This is a genomic window from Paenibacillus sp. FSL R7-0302, assembly GCF_038006885.1.
In the GTDB taxonomy this organism is placed as follows: Bacteria; Bacillota; Bacilli; order Paenibacillales; family Paenibacillaceae; genus Paenibacillus_AQ.
This window is the reverse complement of the sequence record NZ_JBBOWB010000001.1, coordinates 4,003,965-4,024,977: the sequence shown is the minus strand read 5'-3', so window position 1 is coordinate 4,024,977 and position 21,013 is coordinate 4,003,965. Positions and strand designations below refer to the sequence as shown.

Annotated in this window: 21 protein-coding genes; 17 read left to right on the top strand and 4 right to left on the bottom strand. The window is 56.3% G+C overall.

What is annotated here, in order from left to right:
* Window positions 1–30 precede the first annotated feature (30 nt).
* The 5 genes from MKY96_RS17575 to MKY96_RS17555 all read left to right on the top strand — a co-directional run bounded on the left by MKY96_RS17575 (window position 31) and on the right by MKY96_RS17555 (window position 4,656).
* On the top strand, window positions 31–1,383 hold the full coding sequence (locus MKY96_RS17575; RefSeq protein WP_340941953.1) for an FAD-dependent oxidoreductase: 1,353 nt from the start codon (window positions 31–33) through the stop codon (window positions 1,381–1,383).
* A gap of 24 nt (window positions 1,384–1,407) precedes the next feature.
* Window positions 1,408–3,528, top strand: a complete 2,121-nt coding sequence (locus MKY96_RS17570) for a family 16 glycoside hydrolase (RefSeq protein WP_340941952.1) — start codon at window positions 1,408–1,410, stop codon at window positions 3,526–3,528.
* Window positions 3,529–3,694: 166 nt separating this feature from the next.
* Window positions 3,695–3,946 carry a hypothetical protein gene (locus tag MKY96_RS17565; protein WP_340941951.1) on the top strand — a complete coding sequence of 84 codons (252 nt, stop codon included), beginning with the start codon at window positions 3,695–3,697 and terminating at the stop codon, window positions 3,944–3,946.
* A gap of 125 nt (window positions 3,947–4,071) precedes the next feature.
* Window positions 4,072–4,374 (top strand): HesB/IscA family protein, encoded by a 303-nt coding sequence (locus MKY96_RS17560; protein WP_036702251.1) that lies wholly within the window; start codon window positions 4,072–4,074, stop codon window positions 4,372–4,374.
* 42 nt (window positions 4,375–4,416) lie between these two features.
* On the top strand, window positions 4,417–4,656 hold the full coding sequence (locus MKY96_RS17555; RefSeq protein WP_036725257.1) for a DUF1450 domain-containing protein: 240 nt from the start codon (window positions 4,417–4,419) through the stop codon (window positions 4,654–4,656).
* Window positions 4,657–5,093: 437 nt separating this feature from the next.
* Here MKY96_RS17555 and MKY96_RS17550 read toward each other — a convergent pair whose 3' ends face one another.
* Complete coding sequence (locus MKY96_RS17550; RefSeq protein ID WP_209874315.1) at window positions 5,094–6,227, bottom strand: THUMP domain-containing class I SAM-dependent RNA methyltransferase; 1,134 nt, start codon at window positions 6,225–6,227, stop codon at window positions 5,094–5,096.
* A gap of 170 nt (window positions 6,228–6,397) precedes the next feature.
* On the opposite strand from MKY96_RS17550, the gene MKY96_RS17545 reads away from it, so the two are divergent.
* On the top strand, window positions 6,398–7,027 hold the full coding sequence (locus MKY96_RS17545; RefSeq protein WP_036725254.1) for an O-methyltransferase: 630 nt from the start codon (window positions 6,398–6,400) through the stop codon (window positions 7,025–7,027).
* 88 nt (window positions 7,028–7,115) lie between these two features.
* On the opposite strand, the gene MKY96_RS17540 is transcribed toward MKY96_RS17545, so the two are convergent.
* Complete coding sequence (locus MKY96_RS17540; RefSeq protein WP_036725253.1) at window positions 7,116–8,336, bottom strand: MFS transporter; 1,221 nt, start codon at window positions 8,334–8,336, stop codon at window positions 7,116–7,118.
* A gap of 229 nt (window positions 8,337–8,565) precedes the next feature.
* Here MKY96_RS17540 and hemE point away from each other — a divergent pair, with 229 nt between their 5' ends.
* From hemE to MKY96_RS17485, 11 genes are all read left to right on the top strand, one after another.
* The gene (gene hemE / locus MKY96_RS17535) at window positions 8,566–9,627 is read left to right on the top strand and encodes a uroporphyrinogen decarboxylase (protein WP_340941947.1); all 1,062 of its coding nucleotides are present in this window, start codon (window positions 8,566–8,568) and stop codon (window positions 9,625–9,627) included.
* 86 nt (window positions 9,628–9,713) lie between these two features.
* Window positions 9,714–10,658 (top strand): ferrochelatase, encoded by a 945-nt coding sequence (gene hemH / locus MKY96_RS17530; protein ID WP_340941946.1) that lies wholly within the window; start codon window positions 9,714–9,716, stop codon window positions 10,656–10,658.
* Window positions 10,655–12,115: a protoporphyrinogen oxidase gene (hemG, locus tag MKY96_RS17525; RefSeq protein ID WP_340941945.1), complete on the top strand. Its 1,461-nt coding sequence runs from the start codon at window positions 10,655–10,657 to the stop codon at window positions 12,113–12,115. Before hemH ends, hemG begins: the two co-directional genes overlap by 4 nt.
* A gap of 296 nt (window positions 12,116–12,411) precedes the next feature.
* On the top strand, window positions 12,412–13,734 hold the full coding sequence (locus tag MKY96_RS17520; RefSeq protein WP_340941943.1) for a CapA family protein: 1,323 nt from the start codon (window positions 12,412–12,414) through the stop codon (window positions 13,732–13,734).
* 18 nt (window positions 13,735–13,752) lie between these two features.
* A complete protein-coding gene (locus MKY96_RS17515) occupies window positions 13,753–14,484 on the top strand; it encodes a glycerophosphodiester phosphodiesterase (protein WP_340944614.1) in 732 nt (243 codons plus the stop codon).
* 60 nt (window positions 14,485–14,544) lie between these two features.
* Window positions 14,545–15,168 carry a fumarylacetoacetate hydrolase family protein gene (locus tag MKY96_RS17510; protein WP_340941942.1) on the top strand — a complete coding sequence of 208 codons (624 nt, stop codon included), beginning with the start codon at window positions 14,545–14,547 and terminating at the stop codon, window positions 15,166–15,168.
* A gap of 25 nt (window positions 15,169–15,193) precedes the next feature.
* Window positions 15,194–16,006, top strand: a complete 813-nt coding sequence (locus MKY96_RS17505) for a DUF92 domain-containing protein (protein ID WP_340944612.1) — start codon at window positions 15,194–15,196, stop codon at window positions 16,004–16,006.
* A 76-nt stretch (window positions 16,007–16,082) separates the two neighbouring features.
* Entirely contained in the window at window positions 16,083–16,694 is a 612-nt protein-coding gene (locus tag MKY96_RS17500; RefSeq protein WP_340941940.1) for a TetR/AcrR family transcriptional regulator, read from the top strand.
* Between the two features lie 51 nt (window positions 16,695–16,745).
* Complete coding sequence (locus MKY96_RS17495; protein ID WP_340941939.1) at window positions 16,746–18,698, top strand: ABC-F family ATP-binding cassette domain-containing protein; 1,953 nt, start codon at window positions 16,746–16,748, stop codon at window positions 18,696–18,698.
* A 36-nt stretch (window positions 18,699–18,734) separates the two neighbouring features.
* Window positions 18,735–19,229: a tetratricopeptide repeat protein gene (locus tag MKY96_RS17490; RefSeq protein WP_340941938.1), complete on the top strand. Its 495-nt coding sequence runs from the start codon at window positions 18,735–18,737 to the stop codon at window positions 19,227–19,229.
* A 7-nt stretch (window positions 19,230–19,236) separates the two neighbouring features.
* Window positions 19,237–19,491, top strand: coding sequence for a hypothetical protein (locus tag MKY96_RS17485; protein ID WP_340941937.1), 255 nt, complete (start codon window positions 19,237–19,239; stop codon window positions 19,489–19,491).
* Between the two features lie 122 nt (window positions 19,492–19,613).
* Here the strand turns inward: MKY96_RS17485 and MKY96_RS17480 are convergent, their stop codons facing one another.
* Together MKY96_RS17480 and MKY96_RS17475 are read right to left on the bottom strand one after the other, a co-directional pair.
* Complete coding sequence (locus tag MKY96_RS17480) at window positions 19,614–20,657, bottom strand: M42 family metallopeptidase (protein ID WP_340941936.1); 1,044 nt, start codon at window positions 20,655–20,657, stop codon at window positions 19,614–19,616.
* Between the two features lie 27 nt (window positions 20,658–20,684).
* Complete coding sequence (locus tag MKY96_RS17475; protein ID WP_340941935.1) at window positions 20,685–21,008, bottom strand: LapA family protein; 324 nt, start codon at window positions 21,006–21,008, stop codon at window positions 20,685–20,687.
* Between the last annotated feature and the right edge of the window lie 5 nt (window positions 21,009–21,013).

The window sequence follows — 21,013 nt, the reverse complement described above, 5'->3', positions numbered from 1 at the left end:
TACTAAGTATAGCTTCAAGGAGGAAGAACGATGAACAGAACTGTATTTACCTTGCCAGCGGAGGAGATTGAGGTATCCCGTGAGGTGGATGTGCTGGTTGCAGGCGGCGGGCCTGCCGGTGTGGCAGCGGCGATAGCTGCGGCCCGCAGCGGGGCGCGGACGCTGCTGATTGAGCAGCGCGGCTTCCTGGGCGGCATGGGCACCGTTGCCCTGGTGCCAGCCTTCTGTCCTTACAGCGACGGGGAGAAGGCCGTCGTGCGCGGTATTGGCTTAGAGCTGCTTGACCGGATGAAGGCCGGATGTGAGCCGGAGTTCCGCGAGCGCTTCGGGGCGGAGCTGGATTGGGTGCCCATCGACCCGGAGGTGCTGAAGCGTGTATACGACGAGGCTGCCACCGAGAGCGGAGCAGAAGTGCTGCTCCATACCGTGGCGAGCCAGACGGTGATGGATGAGACCGGCCGAAGCATTGAGGGCGTGGTGATCGTCAACAAGTCAGGCCGGAGTCTGGTCCGCGCCCGGACCGTTATTGATACGACCGGAGACGCCGATCTGGCCGCCCTGGCGGGAGCGCCGTTCCATAAGGGCGGAGAGTCCGGCGAGCTTCAAGCCGCGACAATGTGCTACCTGCTGGCGAATGTGGACCGGCAGCGTTTTGAAGAATACCGGAATGAAAGCGGTGACACGGATCAGATCCATCAGGCCGTCCAGCAGGCGCAGGTTGACGGGAAGCTGCCGCAGGGCCGGGACTCCGTCTCAGGCCTGGCTTGGATTGCCGATTATCTGGTCGGTGTGAATTTCGGCCATGTGTTCGGCATTGACGGCTCCCGTGCAGAGGATCTGACCCGGGGCGCCATAGAGGGACGCCAGCTGGTTCACCGTCAGCTGGAATTCTTCAGGGCTTATGTACCCGGATTTGAACAGGCCCATCTGGTGTCCACCGGGGAGCAGATCGGTATCCGCGAGACGCGGCGGATTGTGGGCGATTACGTGCTGACCCAGGAGGATTTCATGAATATGGCTTCCTTCCCGGATGATATTGCTCGCAACAGCTACTTCATCGATATTCATATGGCCCGCAGCAGCGGGGCGATGCATATTCACCATCTTCCGCCGGGGAAGTCGCATGGTGTCCCTTACCGCTGCATGCTGCCGGTAGGACTGGACAATGTATGGGTGGCGGGGCGCGCCGCCTCCTCGGACCGTGTCGTGCAAGGCTCACTGCGGGTGATGCCGAACTGCTTCGCCATGGGGCAGGCGGCGGGTATGGCGGCGGCGATGGCGGCCGAAGCGGAGGGACAGAGCCGGAAGGTGGATCTCGCCAAGCTTCAGAACGGGCTGGTGCAGCAGGGAGCCTGGCTGGGTGAGGCCTTGGCTGCTTTATAACTATTCTGCGGGAGCGTGATCCGAATGACAAGGTATCGTATGAAGCATAGATCAAGACAAGGCAGGCCGGGCAGGCTGACCTTGCTTGGTATCATCGGCTTTCTGCTGTTCAGTCTTATCTCAGGAATATCGGGTCCGGTAGCAGAGGCGGCAGGCACCACGTATTACGTTGATGCTGCCCAGGGCAGCGACAATAGCTCCGGCACCAGTGAAGCGGCAGCCTGGAAGACGCTGGGCAAAGTCAACAGCGTGACCTTCAGCCCGGGGGACCGGATTTTGCTCAAGGCAGGCAGTATATGGAAGGACCAGTATCTGGATCTCAAGGGCTCAGGCGCAGAGGGGAATCCGATTACGGTAGACCGCTACGGGAGCGGAGCCAAGCCGCTGATTGATTTCGGCAACACCGCCGTGGGCGGTGAAGGCTTCGGGGTCAGATTGCGCAATGTCTCTTACTGGGAGATCAATAATCTGGAGATTACAAGCGGACAGCAGCCTACAGATATGCGCAGAAACGGCGTGCTGGTCGTAGGCGAAGGAGCAGGGGCTGGGAACTTCCGGCATATGTATATCCGCAATCTCGACATCCACGATATCTTTGGCACAGACCGCCGCACAGGCGGCATCAACTTTCATGCCCGGGGAGCCAATACAGCACTTGAGAGCACCTGGGAAGATATTTTGATCGAGAATAATACGGTCATTAACGTGGCGGACACGGGGATACAGACGATGACGGATGCTTTTTTCAACAATGCTTGGACACATAAGTTCGACGCCTTCCGGGGTGTGGTCATCCGGGGCAATGTGGTGGAGAAGATCCACCGGGACGGCATCCTGGTCAGAGCCAGTGCCTCGCCGCTGATCGAATACAACAAGACGAGATCCATCGGGGAAGCCTGCGAGGTGAATACATCCATCGTCAATTATCTTGAGGATATCACTGTCGTTGCGGCGCAGTGGGCCTATTACACCAAAGGGGCTATTTTCCAATATAATGAAGCTTCCGATACCCGGATGCTGGGTGGAGACGGCCAGCCCTGGGACTTCGACATCGAGGTGCACGACAGCATCTACCAGTACAATTTCAGCTATGACAATGAGGGCGGCACCCTGCTGGTGATGAACAACACGAACAATAATATTTTCCGCTATAATATCAGCCAGAACGATAAGGACGCTAACGGGGTGTTCCATCTGGTGAACGGCGGCGGCAATCTCTATGTCTACAACAACATTATCTACCGTTCGGGAACGCAGAATAAGGCGCTGACCCATGCGAGCAACACAGGAATGGCCTATTACACTAACAACATCTTTTATAATGCAGCCAGCGGACAATATACGAACAGCCCCAGAATGACGTATGATCACAACAGCTTCTACGGGCTGAATTCAAGTGTTCCGAACGATCCCAATAAAATCACAGGCAACCCCGGATTCGTAAGTCCCGGCACGGCCACAGGACGCGATTCGGCAGACGGCTATAAGCTGGCGCTCTCCTCTCCGCTGCTGGGTGCCGGGGCGGTGGTTGCAGGCAACGGAGGACAGGACTTCTTCGGGAATCCGCTGTATAACGGAGTGCCGGATATCGGTGTATTTGAGTTCCAGGGTACGATTACACCGCCGGTTACGCTGTTCCAGGATGATTTCGAGGATGGTAATTCCAGCGGCTGGACAACCTCGGGCGGGTCATGGAGTGTGACAGATGACGGGACGAAAGCTTTGACGCAGACATCAATGTCAGGGGAAGCACTGGCCTATACAGGCGATGCCACTTGGAGAAACTACACGTATTCGGCCAAAATAAAGCTGCTGAACGCCTTCGGCAACGCCGGGCTGCTGTTCCGTTATGCAGACGCTTCCAATTATTATATGTTCCGGCTGAATGATTCAGGCGACAAGGCGGAGCTGTTCAAAAAAACCGCCGGCACGCTCACGATGGTGAGCAGCGCAAGCTTTGCGGTTACGCCCGGCCAGTGGACGGAGCTGAAGGTCACTGTCAGCGGCAGTACGGTTACCGCCTACGCCGGCGGTGTCCAGCTGCTTCAGTGGACGGATACGGCGGCACAGCCGGCCGGAGGGAAGATCGGTCTGCGGATGCATTCCAGCACCGCACAGATCGACGATGTTAAGGTGACGGAGTGAACGTTGGTCCGCTTCGGGAGGATTCGATAAAATTTTACCTGAAAGCGAAACGAATCCTGCGCATTCGCGTAAGATAACAGCAAAGGGCACAGCCGCAATCCTTTTACAGGTGCTTAGCGGCGGTGTCCTTTACTGCTTACACAGATTACACAGGGAGGCATAACTCATGAAATTCAGAAAACTGTTGTCGCTCAAACAATGGTCTCATATATTCCGCAGCTCCTGGCATTATATCGTTTCGCCTAATGTGGCTATGGCCGACAAGCTGCTGTTCACTATTCCGGCGCTGCTGTACTGGGTGCTGCCCGACTTCATGCCGTTTATACCGATTGACGATATAGGTGTAACGATGCTGCTGATGGGCTGGTTCGTTACACGGATGGACCGTAAATACGCAGCGCTGCACAGCGGAAGATGACATTTTAGCGACGATTGCACCTTTAAGTGTGGATGTCCATCTCCTAATGGTTGCTTTATCTTCCCATATTCCTTAAAATGAATTATTGAGTATTTAAAATATAGAGGCTTGGGAGATGGAATCGAATGAACGTCAAAATTACCCGCAACGCGGCTAAAGTGATAAAGAAAACCATGGAACTTGAAGGCAACAGCGAGCTTAAGCTTCGTGTAGCGATTACACATGCCCATGGCGACCATGCCCACTACGGACTGGATCTGGACACGCCTAAGGAGAACGATGTAGTGGTTTCCACCGATAAGGATATCGATGTCATTCTTGATCCGAACCAGCCGCTGCTGGACGGGGTGAAGATTGATTATCTCTACTTGCCGGAAGAAGGCTTTGTGATTACTAATCCGTCTAAAGGAAATCATGGCGATCACTAGTTGATCCGCCCGTATTTTACGGACATAAAGAAGGGTTGCTTCATGGCTAACGATATAAGATTATGTGACGAGTGCAATCATATTAAAATGAAAAGCATCGTGCCCAAGCTGCTAAAGATGGCACCGGATGCCGAGATCAAGACAGGCTGCATCTCCTACTGCGGACCGTGCGGCAAACGCCCGTTTGTCTACATCAACGGCCGCTACATCAGCGGACCGACGGAAGATGAGGTGCTGGCCAAAGCGGAAGCCTTCGTCAAACGGCCGGTGGAGAAGAAGTAATTCAGATCTGCTGCGCCAGCAGCATCGTACAGCCCCCGCGTTATTTGCGGGGGTTGTTTTGGTGTGCGCGGGTGTAGTCGTAAAAACCGAACACAATAGGCGGGTGAGAGGGTGCGTGGGGCGGATGTATGCCGAAAACAACATACAATGTGCATCTGCGGGGGTGAGCGGGGCGAATGTATGTGGAAAACAACATACAATTTGCAATGAGAGGGTGAGTGGGGCAAATGTATGTGGAAAACAACATACAAAGTGCAGGTATGAGGGTGAGCGGAGCAACTGTGTTCGAAATTGATGCAGCATCAGCAGCTTATTGAGAACAAAAAGCCTTAAGTCCATAGCACAGAGTGCTTCATGTGACTTAAGGCGCTTTAGTGATTAAGGCTTATTAGGGATAGTTACTTAACTGCAAAACTGCTTAACCCGCGCTGTTCCTGCTATTTCCGCGGAGGCAGCGGCCCCAGGTATTGATAGTATTGGCATTCGATCCGGCCGTTGTAGAGCTTGCGGCGCTTGTCCGCCTTGCGTCCGTAGTATTGCTCGAACTCTTTGTACGGGCTGATGGCGAAGAAGGACCAGGTGGGCAGATAGAGCATCATCTCGCCGAACTGGCGGGTCAGCTTCTCCACTTCCTTGTCATTACTGATCCGCTCGCCGTAAGGCGGGTTGGTGATGATGCAGCCGTATTCGCCTTCCGGCCGGGCCTTCGCAGCGGCCATATGCTTGAACGTAATCTCACCGGAGAGTCCGGCGCTCTTCGCCGCCGCCTCGGCGATCTCAATTGCTGCCGGATCGATATCCGTTCCGGTCAGCTGCAGCGGGTAATCGTCACGCACCGCATCGAAGGCTTCCTCGCGGGCTTCCTCCCACAGACGCTGCGGAATCTCCGGCCAGTGCTCGGACGGGAAGGAGCGGCGCAGGCCTGGCGCGATATTCCAGGCGATCATCGCTGCTTCGATCAGAATCGTGCCTGATCCGCAGCAAGGATCATAGAGCGGACGATGGCCGTTCCAGCGGCTGAGCTGGATCAGAGCCGCAGCCATCGTCTCCTTCAGCGGCGCTTCCGTAGCCTGGCGGCGGTAGCCTCGCTTGTGCAGGGCCGGGCCGGTGGTATCCAGGGTGATCAGCGCGATATCATTCAGCAGGATCACTTCTACCACGTACCGGGGTCCGTTCTCCGGGAACCATTCGGTGTGGTACGACAGCTTCAGCTTCTCGACAATGGCCTTCTTCACAATCCCTTGACAGGCAGGTACGCTGGTCAGCTGAGATTTATGCGAACGGCCCTCTACCGGGAATTCGCCGTTCTCGGGAATCCAGTCCTCCCAATTTATCGCCTTCACTCCTTCGAACAGCTCATCGAAGGTCCGGGCCGGGAACTGGCCCATCTTAACCAGTACACGGTCCGAGGTACGCAGCCACAGATTACAGCGGCAGATGTCGATGTAATCCCCGCTGAACAGGACCCGTCCGTTCTCGACCGTGGTCTCATAACCCAGCTCGTTTAATTCGCGTGCTACTACAGCCTCCAGCCCCATGGGGGCGGTGGCGATCAATTGTAATTTGCCCAAATGCGCTCAACTCCGTTTAACTTGTGGATAAATACGTATAGCCAGTACAATAAGAGTAACTGGTTTGTCATCTGAACCTGCAGAACGTTCAGCTTACAGTATAGGGTAAGGAAGAGTTCTGCACAATGCCTGTCCGCAGGCACACACACCCATTCAAGAGGAGAATACATATGCAGAATCAGGAAGAGTACAGCGAACAGCTATATACAGAAGACGAATTATTGCTCCAAGTCAAAGCAGCCATCGCAGCCAAAGGCATGCCGGAGGTGTCCATTGCCCCGGGCTACGGCAGACTGCTGACGATGCTGGTGACCCTCTCCCGCTCGGCAAACCTGCTGGAGATCGGGGCGCTTGGCGGCTACAGCGGAATCTGTCTGTGCCGGGGACTTACGCAGGAAGGCCGTCTCACCTCTTTGGAGCTTAAGGCTGAATATGCAGAGCTGGCACAGAGCCATCTGCAGCAGGCGGGCTTCGGAGACCGGGTGGAATACCGGACCGGCCCTGCACTGGACAGCCTGAAGCTGCTCGAAGCACAGGGGAACAGGTATGATTTCTTCTTCATCGATGCCGATAAGGAGAACTATCCGAATTATCTGGAATATGCGATCCGGCTTGCTTCACCGGGGGCGATTATTGCCGGGGATAATATTTTCCTGCGCGGCCGCACGCTTAATACGGAGAAGAACGGACCGGCTGTCCAGGCCATGCGCCGCTTCAATGAGATGATCGCAGGCGATCCCCGCCTGACCAGCACACTGCTGCCTGCCTATGACGGCCTGGCGCTGGCGATGGTGAAATAGCCTGGACCGCACCGGCCATACCGTTCATGCCACTCATACCGCTCGTACCGCACACACCAGTTATACCGCCCATAAGAGAAGCAGCCTGTTAACGGAATAGCCGGGGTTCAGTCTTCTTGTACAGCTTGATCCGCACCCAGACCGTATTGATCAGCAGGAATGCACCGGAGACAATGAACAGGCCTTCAATCCCGATATAACCGGACAGGAATCCGCCGATCACCGCACCGAGCATATTGCCGAGCGCGAGCGTACTGCTGTTGAAGCCAAACGCCCGGCTCTCCTTGCCGTCAGGCGTATAGGAGCGGATCAGGGCGTTGACGCTAGGCAGCAGGCCGCCCATGAAGACGCCCATCAGGAAGCGGACGAGGATCAGCTGCCAGACACTGGTCACGAACGCCTGCGGGATCAGGAACAGAGCGGCGCCGATCAGCGCAAAGGTCAGTATCCGGTGCGCCCCCACCTTGTCGCTGAGCTTGCCGAGCAGCGGCGAAGCGAGCATATTCGAGATACCGGTGACTGCGCTGACCATACCTGCCCAGAAGGCAAGGTCCACGGTGGTGCCGTGCAGCTTCTCTACATAGAGCGGCAGCAGCGACATTGGGCTGACCATAGCGAACTGCAGCAGGAAGGTCACGCCGAACAGTGCGGGAAGCTGCGGCACCTTCGCCAGTTCCTTTAAGCCTTCCAGCACGGATACCTGAGGCACCTGTGCTGCTTCTGCCCGGTCGAATTTCTCTTTGACGAGGAATAACGCCAGCAATGAAGCAACGAACAGCAGCGCGCCGACCACATAGAAGATCGGGCGGAACCCGATCCAGTCGGCCAGTAAGCCGCCCATCAGCGGCCCCAGAATCGTTCCGGCTACCGCGCCGGATTGCATCAGGCCCATCGCGAAGCCCATCTTCGGTTTCGGTGTGGTGCCTGAGACCAGCGCGACAGAGGCGGGGTTGAAGCCGGAGATGGTTCCGTTCAGCAGCCGGAGCAGCAGCAGCTGCATCGGGGACTGGGCGAAGCCCATCAGCACAATAACAATCGCCATGCCGAAGCTGGAGCGCAGGAGCATAATTTTGCGTCCGTATTTGTCGGCAAGCTTGCCCCAGAGCGGCTGGAAGATGAACGAGGTCAAGAAGTTGGCGGCAAAAATAAGCCCGGCCCACATCCCGATCGCGCGGTCGCCGGTCACCCCCAGATCTTTGGCGAGATAAAGTGACAGAAACGGGGTAATCATAGTCATGCCTGCATTCACCAGAAACTGGCCGAACCAAAGCACCATGAGGTTGACTTTCCAGGTCTCCCAATTCTTCAAAGTGCTTTCACTTCCTTTCAGGGGATTCATTGATACAGAGTTCACGAAAAATTGACATTATATCAGTATATCATAGATTTTCAGCCGGACAATGCAACACATGTCATAGTAATGTCATGGGATTGTCATTCCCTTTCGGGTCAGGCGGTTGTTAGCCGCTTACAAAAGGGGCATAATAATGATATGTGTTTTTTCACAGTATTCTATCAAATCTAATGGAGATCTTATCATGACCTACAACGACACTTTTATCCGTGCCTGCAGACAGCAGAACACGGAGTACACCCCCGTATGGTACATGCGGCAGGCCGGCCGGTATGATCCCGACTACCGTACGATCAAGGAGAAATATTCGCTGCTTGAGATCTGCAAGCAGCCTGAGCTTGCGGCTGAGGTAACTCTGATGCCTGTGCGCAAGCTGGGCGTGGACGCAGCGATTCTGTATTCCGACATCATGAATCCGGTGGCCTCCCTCGGTGTGGATTTTGACATTGTGAAGAACATCGGGCCGGTGATCGAGAATCCGATCCGCTCTGCAAGCGATGTGGAGCGGCTGAAGCCGATCGATGTGGAGGGCGATCTGGGCCATATTCTGGAGACCATCGCCATACTGGACAAGGAGCTGGACGTTCCGCTGATTACCTTCGCCGGAGCTCCGTTCACCATCGCCAGTTATCTCATCGAAGGCAGACCGTCCAAGACGTATCACCGCACCAAGGAGCTGATGTTCAGCCAGCCGCAGGTGTGGGAGAAGCTGATGGAGAAGCTGGGCGATATGGTTATCGTCTATCTGCGCGCCCATGTCGCCAGCGGCGGGAAGGCGTTCCAGTTGTTCGACAGCTGGGTCGGGGCGTTGGCTCCGCGTGATTTTGAGCAGTATGTGCTGCCGACGATCACCCGGATTTTTGCGGAGTTGTCTGATCTGGAGGTTCCGAAGATCTACTTCCCGGGTGTCAGCTCAGGGGAGCTGCTCCCCAGCTTGACCAAGCTGCAGGCCGATGTGATCGGACTGGACTGGCGGGTAAGCATCACCGAAGGACGGCGCAGACTGGGCGGAGGCTATGCGGTTCAAGGCAATCTGGATCCATACCTGCTGACCGCGCCGATGGATATGCTCAAAGCCCGGGCCAAGGAACTGATGGATGAAGGCATCATGCAGCCGGGGTATATTTTTAACCTGGGACATGGATTATTCCCTGAAGCTTCACTCGATACGCTCAAGGAATTAACGGATTATGTGCATGAGTATTCAGCAGCGGCAATGAAACAGGCGGCACCGCCGCTGGCATAGTTGAAGAAATAGCATCTGATGGCAGCAGCCTTTGCTGCTCTCTTTGCTGTATAGGACGTTAATTATTGTAAAAGGGGATGGAATCCGTGGCCAACAAAATTGGAGTACTCGTGATGTCGTACGGCACGCCTGAGAGTCTTGAGGATGTAGAGGCTTATTATACGCATATCCGCCGGGGGAACGCTCCTTCAGCTGAGCAGCTCAAAGAGCTGACTGACCGCTATAAGGCGATTGTCGGCGGGGTTTTTCCGCTTAGGGAGAATACGGACCGTCAGGTGGAAGCCTTGCAGGCCAAGCTGAACAGCGGGCAGATCCAGTATGTCTGCTACCAGGGTCTCAAGCATGCCAGACCGTTCATCGAGGATGGTGTCGAGGCTATGGTCCGGGACGGTATTACCCAGGCGATTGGCATCGTGCTGGCTCCGCATTACTCTGTGATGAGTGTAGGAACCTATATCAAGCGCGCCAAGGAAAAAGCCGAAGCCTGCGGTATTCATATGGAGTTCGTAGAGAGCTACCATATGCATCCCGAGCTGATCGATGTGCTTAGCCGGAGAGTGACTGCCAAGCTGGACGAGTTCGAAGAGACCGGCGCGTCGCGCGAGGAAGTGCGCGTGCTGTTCAGTGCACATAGTCTTCCTGAACGTATTCTGGCGATGGGCGATCCGTACCGTGACCAGCTGCTGGAGACCTCTCAGGCGATTGCCGCACAGGCAGGCGTAGAATCCTGGCAGTTCACCTGGCAAAGTGCGGGCCGGACGGCGGAGCCTTGGCTGGGCCCGGATATTCTCGATACGCTGCGTGAGCTGGCCGAGAGTCAGGTGAAATACGTGCTGTCAGCCCCGATCGGCTTCGTCTCCGACCATCTGGAGGTGCTGTACGATCTGGATATTGAAGCACAGCAGCTTGTCTCCGAGCTGGATATGCGTCTCTTGCGGATTGACTCGCTGAACAGTGATCCGGCCTATATGTCGGTGTTAAGTGATGTGGTGCGAACGAAGGCGAACCAGTTGAAGGTGAATCTGCCATGACCGCATCACCCCGCAAGGTAGTTATTATCGGCGGAGGACTTAGCGGCCTCAGCGCCGCATTCTATATCCGCAAGTTCTACCGTGAAGCGGCAGTACAGCCGGAGATTACCTTAATCGAGAAGGACAAGGTCCTTGGCGGCAAAATCGAGACACTGCACCGTGACGGCTTCGTGATTGAGAAGGGCCCGGATTCCTTCCTGGCCCGTAAGACGGCGATGGTCGATCTGGCCAGGGAGCTGGAGCTGGACCACGAGCTGGTAAGCACGAATCCGAATGCCAAGAAGACCTACATCCTGCAGCGGGGCAAGCTTCATCCGATGCCTGCCGGTCTTGTGCTGGGCATTCCGACAGAGCTGAAGCCCTTCCTGAAGAGCGGTCTGGTCTCCTTCGGCGGCAAAATGCGGGCGATGATGGATTTCGTACTTCCGCCCCGCCGCAGTGCTGAGGATGAGTCGCTTGGCGATCTGATTGAGCGCCGTCTGGGTACAGAGGTGCTGGAGAATATGACGGAGCCGCTGCTGGCAGGGATCTATGCCGGGGATATGCGCAAGATCAGCCTTCAGGCGACCTTTCCGCAGTTCGGTGAGGTCGAGCGCCAGTACGGCAGCCTGATCCGGGGAATGACGACCGGCAGGAAGCCGGTGGAGACCCATACCGGGACGAAGAAAAGTGCTTTTCTCACCTTCCGGCAAGGATTGCAGAGTCTTGTGCATGCGCTCATCCATGAGCTGCAGGATGTCCGGCAAATCACCGGGACAGGAGCGAAGTCCATCCGGGTGCTGGGAGGCGCCGGTTCTTCCGGCGCTGCCCGTTACGAGGTGGAGCTTGAGACAGGTGAGTTGTTGGAAGCAGACGACATCTATGTTACGGTGCAGAACTTCGCAGCCGCAGAGCTGCTGCGTCCCCATGTGGATGTGTCGGCGCTGGATGCAGTGAACTATGTATCGGTAGCTAATGTTGTTCTGGCGTTCACCCGGCAAGATATCGTTACCGAGTACGATGGTTCGGGCTTCCTTGTTCCGCGTAAGGAAGGGCGGAACATCACCGCCTGCACCTGGACCTCTACGAAATGGCTGCATACCAGCCCTGACGATAAGGTGCTGCTGCGCTGCTACGTGGGACGCTCGGGGGATGAACAGAATGTGGAGCTGCCGGACGACGCGCTGGCAGAGCTGGTCCGCAAGGACCTGAAGGAGATTATGGGGATCACCGCAGCGCCGCTGTTCACAGAGATTACCCGGCTGAGGTCGTCTATGCCGCAGTATCCGGTCGGCCATCCCGGCCGGATTGCCGGCCTGCGCAGCGAGCTGGCACAGAAGCTGCCCGGCGTCTATGCCTTCGGCGCAGGCTATGACGGCATCGGAATGCCGGACTGCATCAAGCAGGCGAAGCTTACGGCAGAGACTGCCGCAGCCAGCCTCACGAAGCTGCCGGAGCCGGCGGGAGCTACAGTCTAAAAGGAACGGTGGAGCGGAGCAGTGGCGCTCCACCTTTTTTTAGAAAGATAAGAATTTATATGTGTTGGGGCCCCCGCAAAGTACCTGAGTCATCATCGAAGCTAAAGCCTCACTTTGTGGGGTGATTTAGTAACAGGCTCCGTTCCCGGCTTGGAGCGGCAGCTGATAGATATGCTATAATAGAAACACTTTAAGGGTAAAGGAGATTACTTGGACTCATGTATCCGCCGAGATCAGGCAATAGACAAGGCAAGAGACAACATAGCAGGCGACGGCGCAGAAGGATATGGGCGTGGGTGAATGTGGCGTTGCTGCTGATGATTACCGCTGCGCTCGCATATTCATTCATGGACGGCAAGGACCCGCAGGGCTCTGCTGCTCCGCCAGCGGCGCTCGTTACCACCCCTTCGCCGGAAGCTGCTGCAACGGCGGCAGCCCCTACGGAAGCCGTCCCTACAGAAGAAGACCCCGAGGCAGAGGCTACAGCCACTGCGGAGCCTGCTCCGGAGGAGACACCGGAGGCTTCTTCAGTGCCTGCGGCGACCACGGAAGCTTCGGCTACGCCTGCACCGTCACCAGCGGATCAGGCAACCCCTACGGATGCGCCGCAGGCAACAACAGGAAGTAGCAGCGGACTGGTCGCAGGCTTACCGGAGAACACCACCGGCAAGACGGTGAAGCTGAGCTTCGCCGGAGATATCATCTTCAGCGGGAAGGCAGGTGCGCTGCTGGAGCAGAAGGGCTACGATTATTCCTACAGCGCGCTGGATGGAATGTTCAAGAAGGATGACCTCACGGTAGTCAATCTGGAAACGCCGATTACTACACGCGGGGTTGGGGCCAAGAATAAGCAATTTGTGTTCAAGGGCCCGCCGAAGGCACTGGACGCGCTCAAAGCCGCCGGTGTGGATGCCGTCAATCTGGCTAACAACCACACGCTGGATCAAGGGGAGGAAGGTCTGCTGGACACCCTGAAGCATCTGGGTGAGCGCGGAATCCCTCATGTGGGGGCAGGACGGAATAGCCAGGAGGCCTATTCGGCGCAATATTTTGAACGTAATGGAATTAAGATTGCCCTGCTGGGCTTCACGCGGGTGATGCCGGTGATTGAATGGAAGGCGGAAGCGGGCAAGCCCGGCCTTGCCTCGGTGTATGACAGTGCGGAAGGTCTCAAGGCGATTGCCGCAGCCAAACAAAAGGCCGATGTTGTCGTTGTCGTCGTCCATTGGGGACGGGAGCGGATGGAGCAGTATGACAAGACCCAGCAGGCGCTTGGGCATAGCTTCATTGATGCCGGAGCCGATCTCGTGATGGGCGGCCATCCGCATGTGCTGCAGGGCATTGAGCCGTATAAGGGCAAATGGATCGCCTACAGCACAGGCAACTTTATTTTTACACGCGGCTCCATCCCGGCTACTTGGGAGACGGCGGTATTCCAGGCGGAATGCAGCAAGCAGGGGCAATGTGCGCTTAAGCTGAAGCCGATGGATGCCGAGCTGGCGCAGCCGGTACCGATGAATGATGCCGACGGGCAGCTGCTGCTGCACAGAATACAGTCTATTTCTTCCGGCCTGATCAAGGTTCGCAATGACGGCACTGTGATCCAAGCGGTGAAATAGCCGGAGGTGCGTATAATGATGAACAATATGTGTGTAGCCCACCGCGGATTTTCCGGTAAGGCCCCCGAGAATACGCTGGCCGCGGTGCGGATGGCGATTGCACTGCCTTATGTACGCTGGATGGAGATTGATGTGCAGCTGACGAAGGACGGGGTGCCTGTGGTCATCCATGATTATTCCCTGGACCGCACGACTAATGGACACGGCAAGGTGAAAAATATGGATTATGAACACATGCGGCGGCTGGATGCCGGGAGCTGGAAAGGGCGTGCTTTTCGCGGAGAGCGGGTGCCTTCTCTGGAAGAGGTGCTTGCTCTGGCATCAGGCCGGCTGCGGCTGAATATTGAACTGAAGACGGTGGGGGATATGTATCCCGGTCTTGCGCAGGCAGTCATTGATCTGGTGAATGCCAAGGGAATGCGCGAGGAAGTGGTGCTGACCTCGTTCGATGCCGGTGTATTGCGGCGGATCAAGGAGCTGGACGCGCGGTTCCATACAGGGCTGATCTATGACTCCAGATCCGGTAATCCTGCGGGGAAGCTTGATGAGCTGGGCTGCTCTTTCTTATCCATCAGCTATGACCGGCTTAGCCCGGTTCTGGCCAAATCCCTGATTGAACGCGGGGTGCAGGTGATGGCCTGGACCTTGAATAAGGGCAAGGAAATGCGCCGCCTGTCGGAGATTCATTCCGATATTATGATCTGTACGAACCGTCCGGATATCTGGGGCGAACTCTTTTTGAAGGCCTAATAAGGATTGCAGCATTGCAGTATGAATTCCAATTCATAGAGGAAGAGAGCTGACGGAACAATGAGCAGTGCGATCAATAATGTATACTGTGTAGGACGCAACTATCAATTACATGCGGAGGAGCTGGGCAACAAGGTGCCTGCCGAGCCGCTGATCTTCCTGAAGCCGTCTCATGCTGCCGTGGCCCTGGATAAAGCGATCATCCATCTACCCAAGGACGCCGGACTGATTCATTACGAGGGGGAGCTGGTGCTGCGCATTGCGCGTGATTACGTGCCGGGGATGAGCGTGCAGGAGCTGGTGGATGTGATGGCGCTGGGCCTCGACTTCACGCTCCGTGATGTGCATAATGATCTGCAGAAGAAGGGCCTGCCCTGGACGGCCGCCAAGGGCTTCAAGAATGCGGCTCCGCTGACCCCTTACATGGCATTGCCTGAGGAAGAGGAACTGGAGGCCACCGACTTCACCGTCCGCAAGAACGGAATTGAAGTTCAGCGCGGGAACGTGAAGAACATGATTTTCTCCCTGCAAAAAATCGTTGAATTCATTGCCGCCCGCTACGGGCTGGGCAAAGACGATATTATCTTCACCGGAACCCCCGCCGGAGTAGGTCCGGCAGTGGCGGGCGATTCGTTCGAGCTGTTCTGGGGTGACACCCTCATGGGCACCTGCCTGATCGGTTAAGGCGATGCTCTCAGGACTTGAAGTGCTGCAATGGCTGATCGGGGCCTGTGGTGCGCTGCTGGTTGCCGGGGCTGCCTACTGGAAGCAGTCGCTTAGCTTCTCAGGGATGGTGGCGGCAGTCGTCATGGGGACGATCTATTTCGGTGCGGGGAATCTGTTCTGGTTCGGTATCCTGCTCGTGTTCTTCATTTCCTCAACCCTGCTGTCGAAGCTGCATCATGAGAATAAGGCCGAGCTGGAGGCCACGTATGACAAAACCGGACGCCGCGACGCGGGTCAGGTCTTCGCCAACGGCGGACTCGGGATGCTGGCCGTTCTGCTGAACGCGGTCTATCCGCTGGAGCTCTGGGGCTTCCTGTTCATCGGGGTGATGGCTACCGTAACCTCGGATACATGGGCGACAGAGATCGGCACGCTGGCCCGGAAGCCTCCCCGGTCGGTGCTGACCGGGAAGGTGCTGCAGGCAGGTACCTCCGGCGGCGTATCCCTGCCCGGGACGCTGGCTGCGGCGGCGGGAGGGGCACTCATCGGCGCGGCCTCCTGGGTGCTGCGGGCGGCCTCCGGCATGACGCCCCATGCCTTCTGGCTGCTGGTGCTGGCCGGACTGCTGGGCGGGCTCGCAGGAGCTTTTGCCGACTCCGTTCTGGGGGCTACTGTGCAACGGATGAACCGCTGCACGGTCTGCGGCCGCGAGGTCGAGGCCTCTATGCACTGCGGGAAGCCTACGGAATACGCCAGGGGCTGGCGCTGGATGGACAATGATACTGTAAATGCTGTAAGTTCTATAATAGGCGGTGCTGTAGCGCTGCTGGTCAGTTATATCAGTTACATAGGATAAGGGCGGACCTGAGGGTTAAGCCGGCCGTTGCGTTATCCGGTAACATACAGGATTCTATGGGTTGGGAGGTGAACCGTTGAGCAGTGCATCCGTAGACAAACATGCAGCTATTCTGGATGCCGCTTATGAGCTTTTCGGTTCAGGCGGCTTTTATGAGACCAAGATGTCGGAAGTGGCCGAACGTGCAGGCATTGCCAAGGGTACGGTCTATTTATATTTTAAAAGCAAAGAGGAGCTCTTCATGGCGGTTACCCGCCGCGATTGTGAAGGCTTCCTTGAGCAGCTTGAGGGCAAGCTGAGGACCCGCTCCGCATTGACAGACAAGCTCTCCGTGATTGCAGAGCATCATCTGTTCTATTACTATGAGCGCAAGCAGCATACGAAGCTGTTCTTCCGTGCGCCTAACAATAACCCTGAGCTGGTGGCGTATATGGCACAGTTCATGGAAGCCTATATGCAGGCTGTGGTGAAGGTGCTGCTGGAAGGCGGGGCTACCGAGCCGGAGCTGATGGCGCAGTCGTACATCGGGATTCTGGACCGTCTGAAGATGGATATCCTGTTCGACCCTGAGTTTGCCGAGGCAGATGCGGATAAGCGGGCGAAGTTTGCGGCCAGGCTCTTTATCACTGGGGCACTGGGCAGCCTGGATTCGGCAATGGGCGACTTCCCTGCTGAAGCTGAATCTTAAGAGAGTACAGCCAATTCCGGTTTCAAAATATAAGGCAAGCGAGGACAACTGATGAATATTATGACAGTGGAACATCTCTCCAAGAGCTACGGGGAGAAAACCCTGTTCCGTGATGCCTCCTTTGGCATGGACGACAGGGATAAGATAGGCGTAATTGGCGTCAATGGCACGGGAAAATCAACCTTCCTGAAGATTATCGCCGGGCTCGATACAGCAGATGAGGGGCAGATTAGCATCGGCAATGATGTGCGGGTGCAGTTCCTGGCCCAGAATCCGCCTTATGAGCCTGGAAATACGGTCTTGCAGCAGGTATTTGCCGGAGAGGACCCGGAGCTTGCGACGATGCGGGAATACATGGAGGTGATGTCTCTTCTGGAGCAGAATCCGGGAGACTCAGGGCTGGAGAGCAGGCTTGTCCGGATTGGACAGGCCATCGACGCCGCCGGCACCTGGCAGCTGGAGAGTGAGGCCAAGACGGTCCTCACGAAGCTGGGCATTACCCGCTTCGATGCGCGGATGGAGAGCCTGTCGGGCGGACAGCGCAAGCGCGTAGCGCTGGCGGCGGCACTGATTACACCGTCGGAGCTGCTGATTTTGGATGAGCCTACCAACCATATTGATACGGATTCCGTAGCCTGGCTGGAGCAGTATCTGCAGAAGCGGCGCGGGGCGCTGCTGATGGTAACGCATGACCGTTATTTCCTGGAACGGGTAGCCAGTGTAATGCTTGAGCTGGACGGCGGGAATCTGTACCGGTATGAAGCGAACTATTCGCGGTTCCTGGAGCTGAAGGCAGACCGTGAAGAACGGGAGGCTTCGGCCGAGCAGAAGCGCAAGAATCTGCTGCGCACCGAGCTGGCCTGGATTCGCCGCGGGGCTAAGGCCCGCTCCACGAAGCAGAAGGCGCGGATCGACCGCTTCGAGAAGCTCAAGGAGAGTACGGGAGGCGCATCGGCGTCATCTATGGATATCTCTGTAGCCTCCACCAGACTGGGCCGCAAAATCATTGAGATTCAGGATCTCACCAAATCAATGGATGGCCGGACCTTAATCAAGGATCTGAATTATATTGCTGTGCCGCAGGACCGCGTGGGGATTGTCGGCAAGAACGGCAGCGGCAAGTCCACGCTGCTTAACCTGATTGCCGGTAAGCTTACCCCGGACAGCGGTGAGGTGCAGCTCGGGACAACCGTGAAGCTGGGCTATTTCACCCAGGAGCATCAGGACATGGATCTCAGCCTGCGGGCGATCGAGTATGTGAAGGAAGAAGCCGAGATCATCAAGACCGCAGACGGCAGTGTCATCACCGCCGGGCAAATGCTGGAGCGCTTCCTGTTCCCGCCTGCGATGCAGTGGACGCCAATCTCCAAGCTGTCCGGCGGCGAGAAAAGACGTCTCTACCTGCTGCGTGTCCTCATGGGAGCGCCGAACGTGCTGCTGCTCGATGAGCCGACGAATGATCTGGACATCGGTACACTCGCTGTGCTGGAGGATTACCTCGATGAATTCCCTGGCGTAGTCTTCACGGTATCGCATGACCGTTACTTCCTGGACCGCACCGTGGATAAGCTGATTGCCTTCGAGGATGGGGGCATCCGCCTGCATGTCGGCGACTATAGCGAATATGAAGAGTGGCTGGCGAAGAACGTCCCTTCGGGCAGCGGGAACTCCGGCAAGGCAGAAGGCGGCTCCGGCCGCAGCGCCAGCGGGACGGGTGCTGCCGCTGCTGAGCAGGGCGGGAATGCACAGGCCGGGTCAGCGCCGCGCGAGAAGCTGAAATTCACCTTCAAGGAGCAGCGTGAGTATGAGGGGATCGATGAGGCTATTGAACAGGCGGAGCAGCATCTGACGGACATCTCGGCACAGATGGAAGCGGCTTTCGCTGACTCCGGCAGACTCCAGGAGCTGGTGGAGAAGCAGCGGCAGGGCGAGGCAGAGCTGGAGCGCCTGATGGAGCGCTGGACGTATCTGAGTGAGCTGGCGGAGAAGATCGCGGGTAAGTAGGTAAGCAGCAACGCTTAGAAAGGGGCCGGTGACCCAGTGACTGTGACTCATACGATAGAAGAAGCCGTGCAGCTGCGCTCCTCTGGCCAAGCTGAAGAAGCGAGGAACATGCTGCTACAGCTACTCTCAGAGGGCGACAGTACTGCTGAGCTGCATTATCAGCTGGCATGGACGCATGATGTGCTGGGCTTGGAGCGTGAGGCGGGAGCTTATTACGAGCAGAGTCTTGCCTTAGGTCTTCCAGATGCGGAGCAGAAGGCAGGCGCGATGCTGGGTCTGGGCAGTACGTACCGGACGCTCGGGCAGTATGCGGAGTCCCGTGCGCTGCTGGAGCAAGGTGTGCTTGAATTCCCGCAGCGGGCGGAATTCAAGGCTTTTCTGGCCATGACGCTGCATAATCTCGGTGCACACACCGAAGCGATGGAGCTGCTGCTTACCTTGCTTGCCGATACATCGGCTGATCCCGGTATCCGGGATTACCATAAGGCCATCAAGTATTATGCGGACAAGCTGGAGCAGGTATGGCCTTAACCGGGGGATGCAACATCTCACGTGTCATCGCAGCTCTAATCCTCAAGTTCAGAAGGTTTATGCGAAAATCCTGCCCAAAATGCAACCTCTCACTCGTTATCTCAGCTCTAATCCGCAAATGCTGCACAAAATGCAGGATAAATCCTCCCTGGAGCCGGTGGGCGGGGGAATTGTTGCAATTTATGCAGGAATCCCTGCAAACGTCCAGTTATGGGCGGGCCAGGTTGCAATAGTTGCAACATTTCGGCCTGGTCAAGATTAATATAGTCTACTAAAAAGGCAGCACCAGCTATTTACATGAGCTGGTGCTGCCTTTTTGTACTTGTTTACTAATATCCGCGTCGTGTTGCTATAGAAAGTGACCCGCCGTGGCGAGCAGCCCGATCAGTTCGCCCCTACATAAGCCGCCAGCAGCTTAGCCGTATTCAGCACAGCCTGCTTGTGGGTACGCTCCATGGAGTGCGAGGCGTGTACGCCCGGTCCGATCAGTGCGGCCCGGATGTTATTTCCGCCGCGCAGCGCAGCAGAGGCGTCGGAGCCGTATTGCGGATAGATATCGACCGCGAATGGAATCGCCAGACCGTTCGCCAGCTCGATCATGCGGCTGGTCATGGCATAGTCATACGGGCCGGAGGAATCCTTGGCGCAGATGGAGACATCCGTCTCCTTGCAGCTGAGGTCATCGCCCATCGCACCCATGTCCACAGCGATCATCTCATTGATCTCCCCTGGAATCCAGGCAGCGCCGTGACCTACCTCTTCATAGTTGGAGATGAGCAGGGACAGGTTATGCAGCGGCTTCCAGCCTTCGCGCCGGATGCTCTCCAGCAGCCCGAATAAGGCGGCAACGCTGGCTTTGTCGTCCAGATGACGGGATTTGATATATCCGCTGGGAGTGAGCACCGCCCGTGCATCGAACGAAATAAAGTCGCCGACTGAAATCCCCAGCTTCAGCACATCATCCTTGGTGGAGACCAGCTCATCAATCCGGATCTCCATATTCTCTTCTGAACGTTTGAAATCACGGGCATCCGCATACACATGCACAGAAGGATGGCTTGTCAGGATCGTACCGGTATAAGTTAAGCCGCTGCGGGTATGGATGATGCAATATTCATTCTCAATGCTGTTCATGCTGAATCCGCCCACAGAGGTTAAACGGAGGGTACCATTAGACTTAATGGAGCGGACCATGGCACCGAGCGTATCCACATGGGCGCTGATGCCGATTGTGCGCGTAGGGTCAAGGCCAGGTACGGTGAGCATCGCGCCGCCTTTTTCATTCCAGGTAAGCGGGATATTCAGTGCCGCCGCTTCTTCAGCCACCAGCGCCATTACCTGGGCGGTGAAGCCGCTGGGGCTTGGGGTGTCGAGCAGTTTTTTGAGCAGAGTCAGAATATATTCTTCATTGGGCTGGATGTTAAGCAAGGATAGTTCCTCCTATTCGTCTATATGTTATAGCTGGGATGATCCTTCTGGAGTAAACGGAGCACTCTCAGCAGGGATAGGTTCCATATTGATACTGTTAGCGTCACGCAGTTTGGCCAGCTCAGCATTCAGGCTCTTGATCTGCTTCTGCAGCTTATACTGGCGGAAAATCCCGTACGACCCCACAACCACGCCACCGATCAGCGCACAGCCGAGAATAACAAGAATAAGCGGGATGCTGACAAAGTCGAAGCCGAAATTCACCGGAACCGTATCGACATTCATTACGGCGAATACAGCTGTCAGCAGTGCAAAAAATAAACCTAATATAAGTGACCATTGAAATTTCATATATC

What these genes read in the sequence shown, in the direction of transcription:
- MKY96_RS17560 (WP_036702251.1), top strand. Translation starts at nt 4,072, where the DNA reads ATGAACGTCAAAATTACCCGCAACGCGGCTAAAGTGATAAAGAAAACC.
- MKY96_RS17475 (WP_340941935.1), bottom strand. Translation starts at nt 21,008, where the DNA reads ATGAAATTTCAATGGTCACTTATATTAGGTTTATTTTTTGCACTGCTG.
- MKY96_RS17495 (WP_340941939.1), top strand. Translation starts at nt 16,746, where the DNA reads ATGAATATTATGACAGTGGAACATCTCTCCAAGAGCTACGGGGAGAAA.
- MKY96_RS17575 (WP_340941953.1), top strand. Translation starts at nt 31, where the DNA reads ATGAACAGAACTGTATTTACCTTGCCAGCGGAGGAGATTGAGGTATCC.
- MKY96_RS17565 (WP_340941951.1), top strand. Translation starts at nt 3,695, where the DNA reads ATGAAATTCAGAAAACTGTTGTCGCTCAAACAATGGTCTCATATATTC.
- MKY96_RS17555 (WP_036725257.1), top strand. Translation starts at nt 4,417, where the DNA reads ATGGCTAACGATATAAGATTATGTGACGAGTGCAATCATATTAAAATG.
- hemE (WP_340941947.1), top strand. Translation starts at nt 8,566, where the DNA reads ATGACCTACAACGACACTTTTATCCGTGCCTGCAGACAGCAGAACACG.
- MKY96_RS17545 (WP_036725254.1), top strand. Translation starts at nt 6,398, where the DNA reads ATGCAGAATCAGGAAGAGTACAGCGAACAGCTATATACAGAAGACGAA.
- MKY96_RS17485 (WP_340941937.1), top strand. Translation starts at nt 19,237, where the DNA reads ATGCAACATCTCACGTGTCATCGCAGCTCTAATCCTCAAGTTCAGAAG.
- MKY96_RS17510 (WP_340941942.1), top strand. Translation starts at nt 14,545, where the DNA reads ATGAGCAGTGCGATCAATAATGTATACTGTGTAGGACGCAACTATCAA.
- MKY96_RS17515 (WP_340944614.1), top strand. Translation starts at nt 13,753, where the DNA reads ATGAACAATATGTGTGTAGCCCACCGCGGATTTTCCGGTAAGGCCCCC.
- MKY96_RS17570 (WP_340941952.1), top strand. Translation starts at nt 1,408, where the DNA reads ATGACAAGGTATCGTATGAAGCATAGATCAAGACAAGGCAGGCCGGGC.
- hemG (WP_340941945.1), top strand. Translation starts at nt 10,655, where the DNA reads ATGACCGCATCACCCCGCAAGGTAGTTATTATCGGCGGAGGACTTAGC.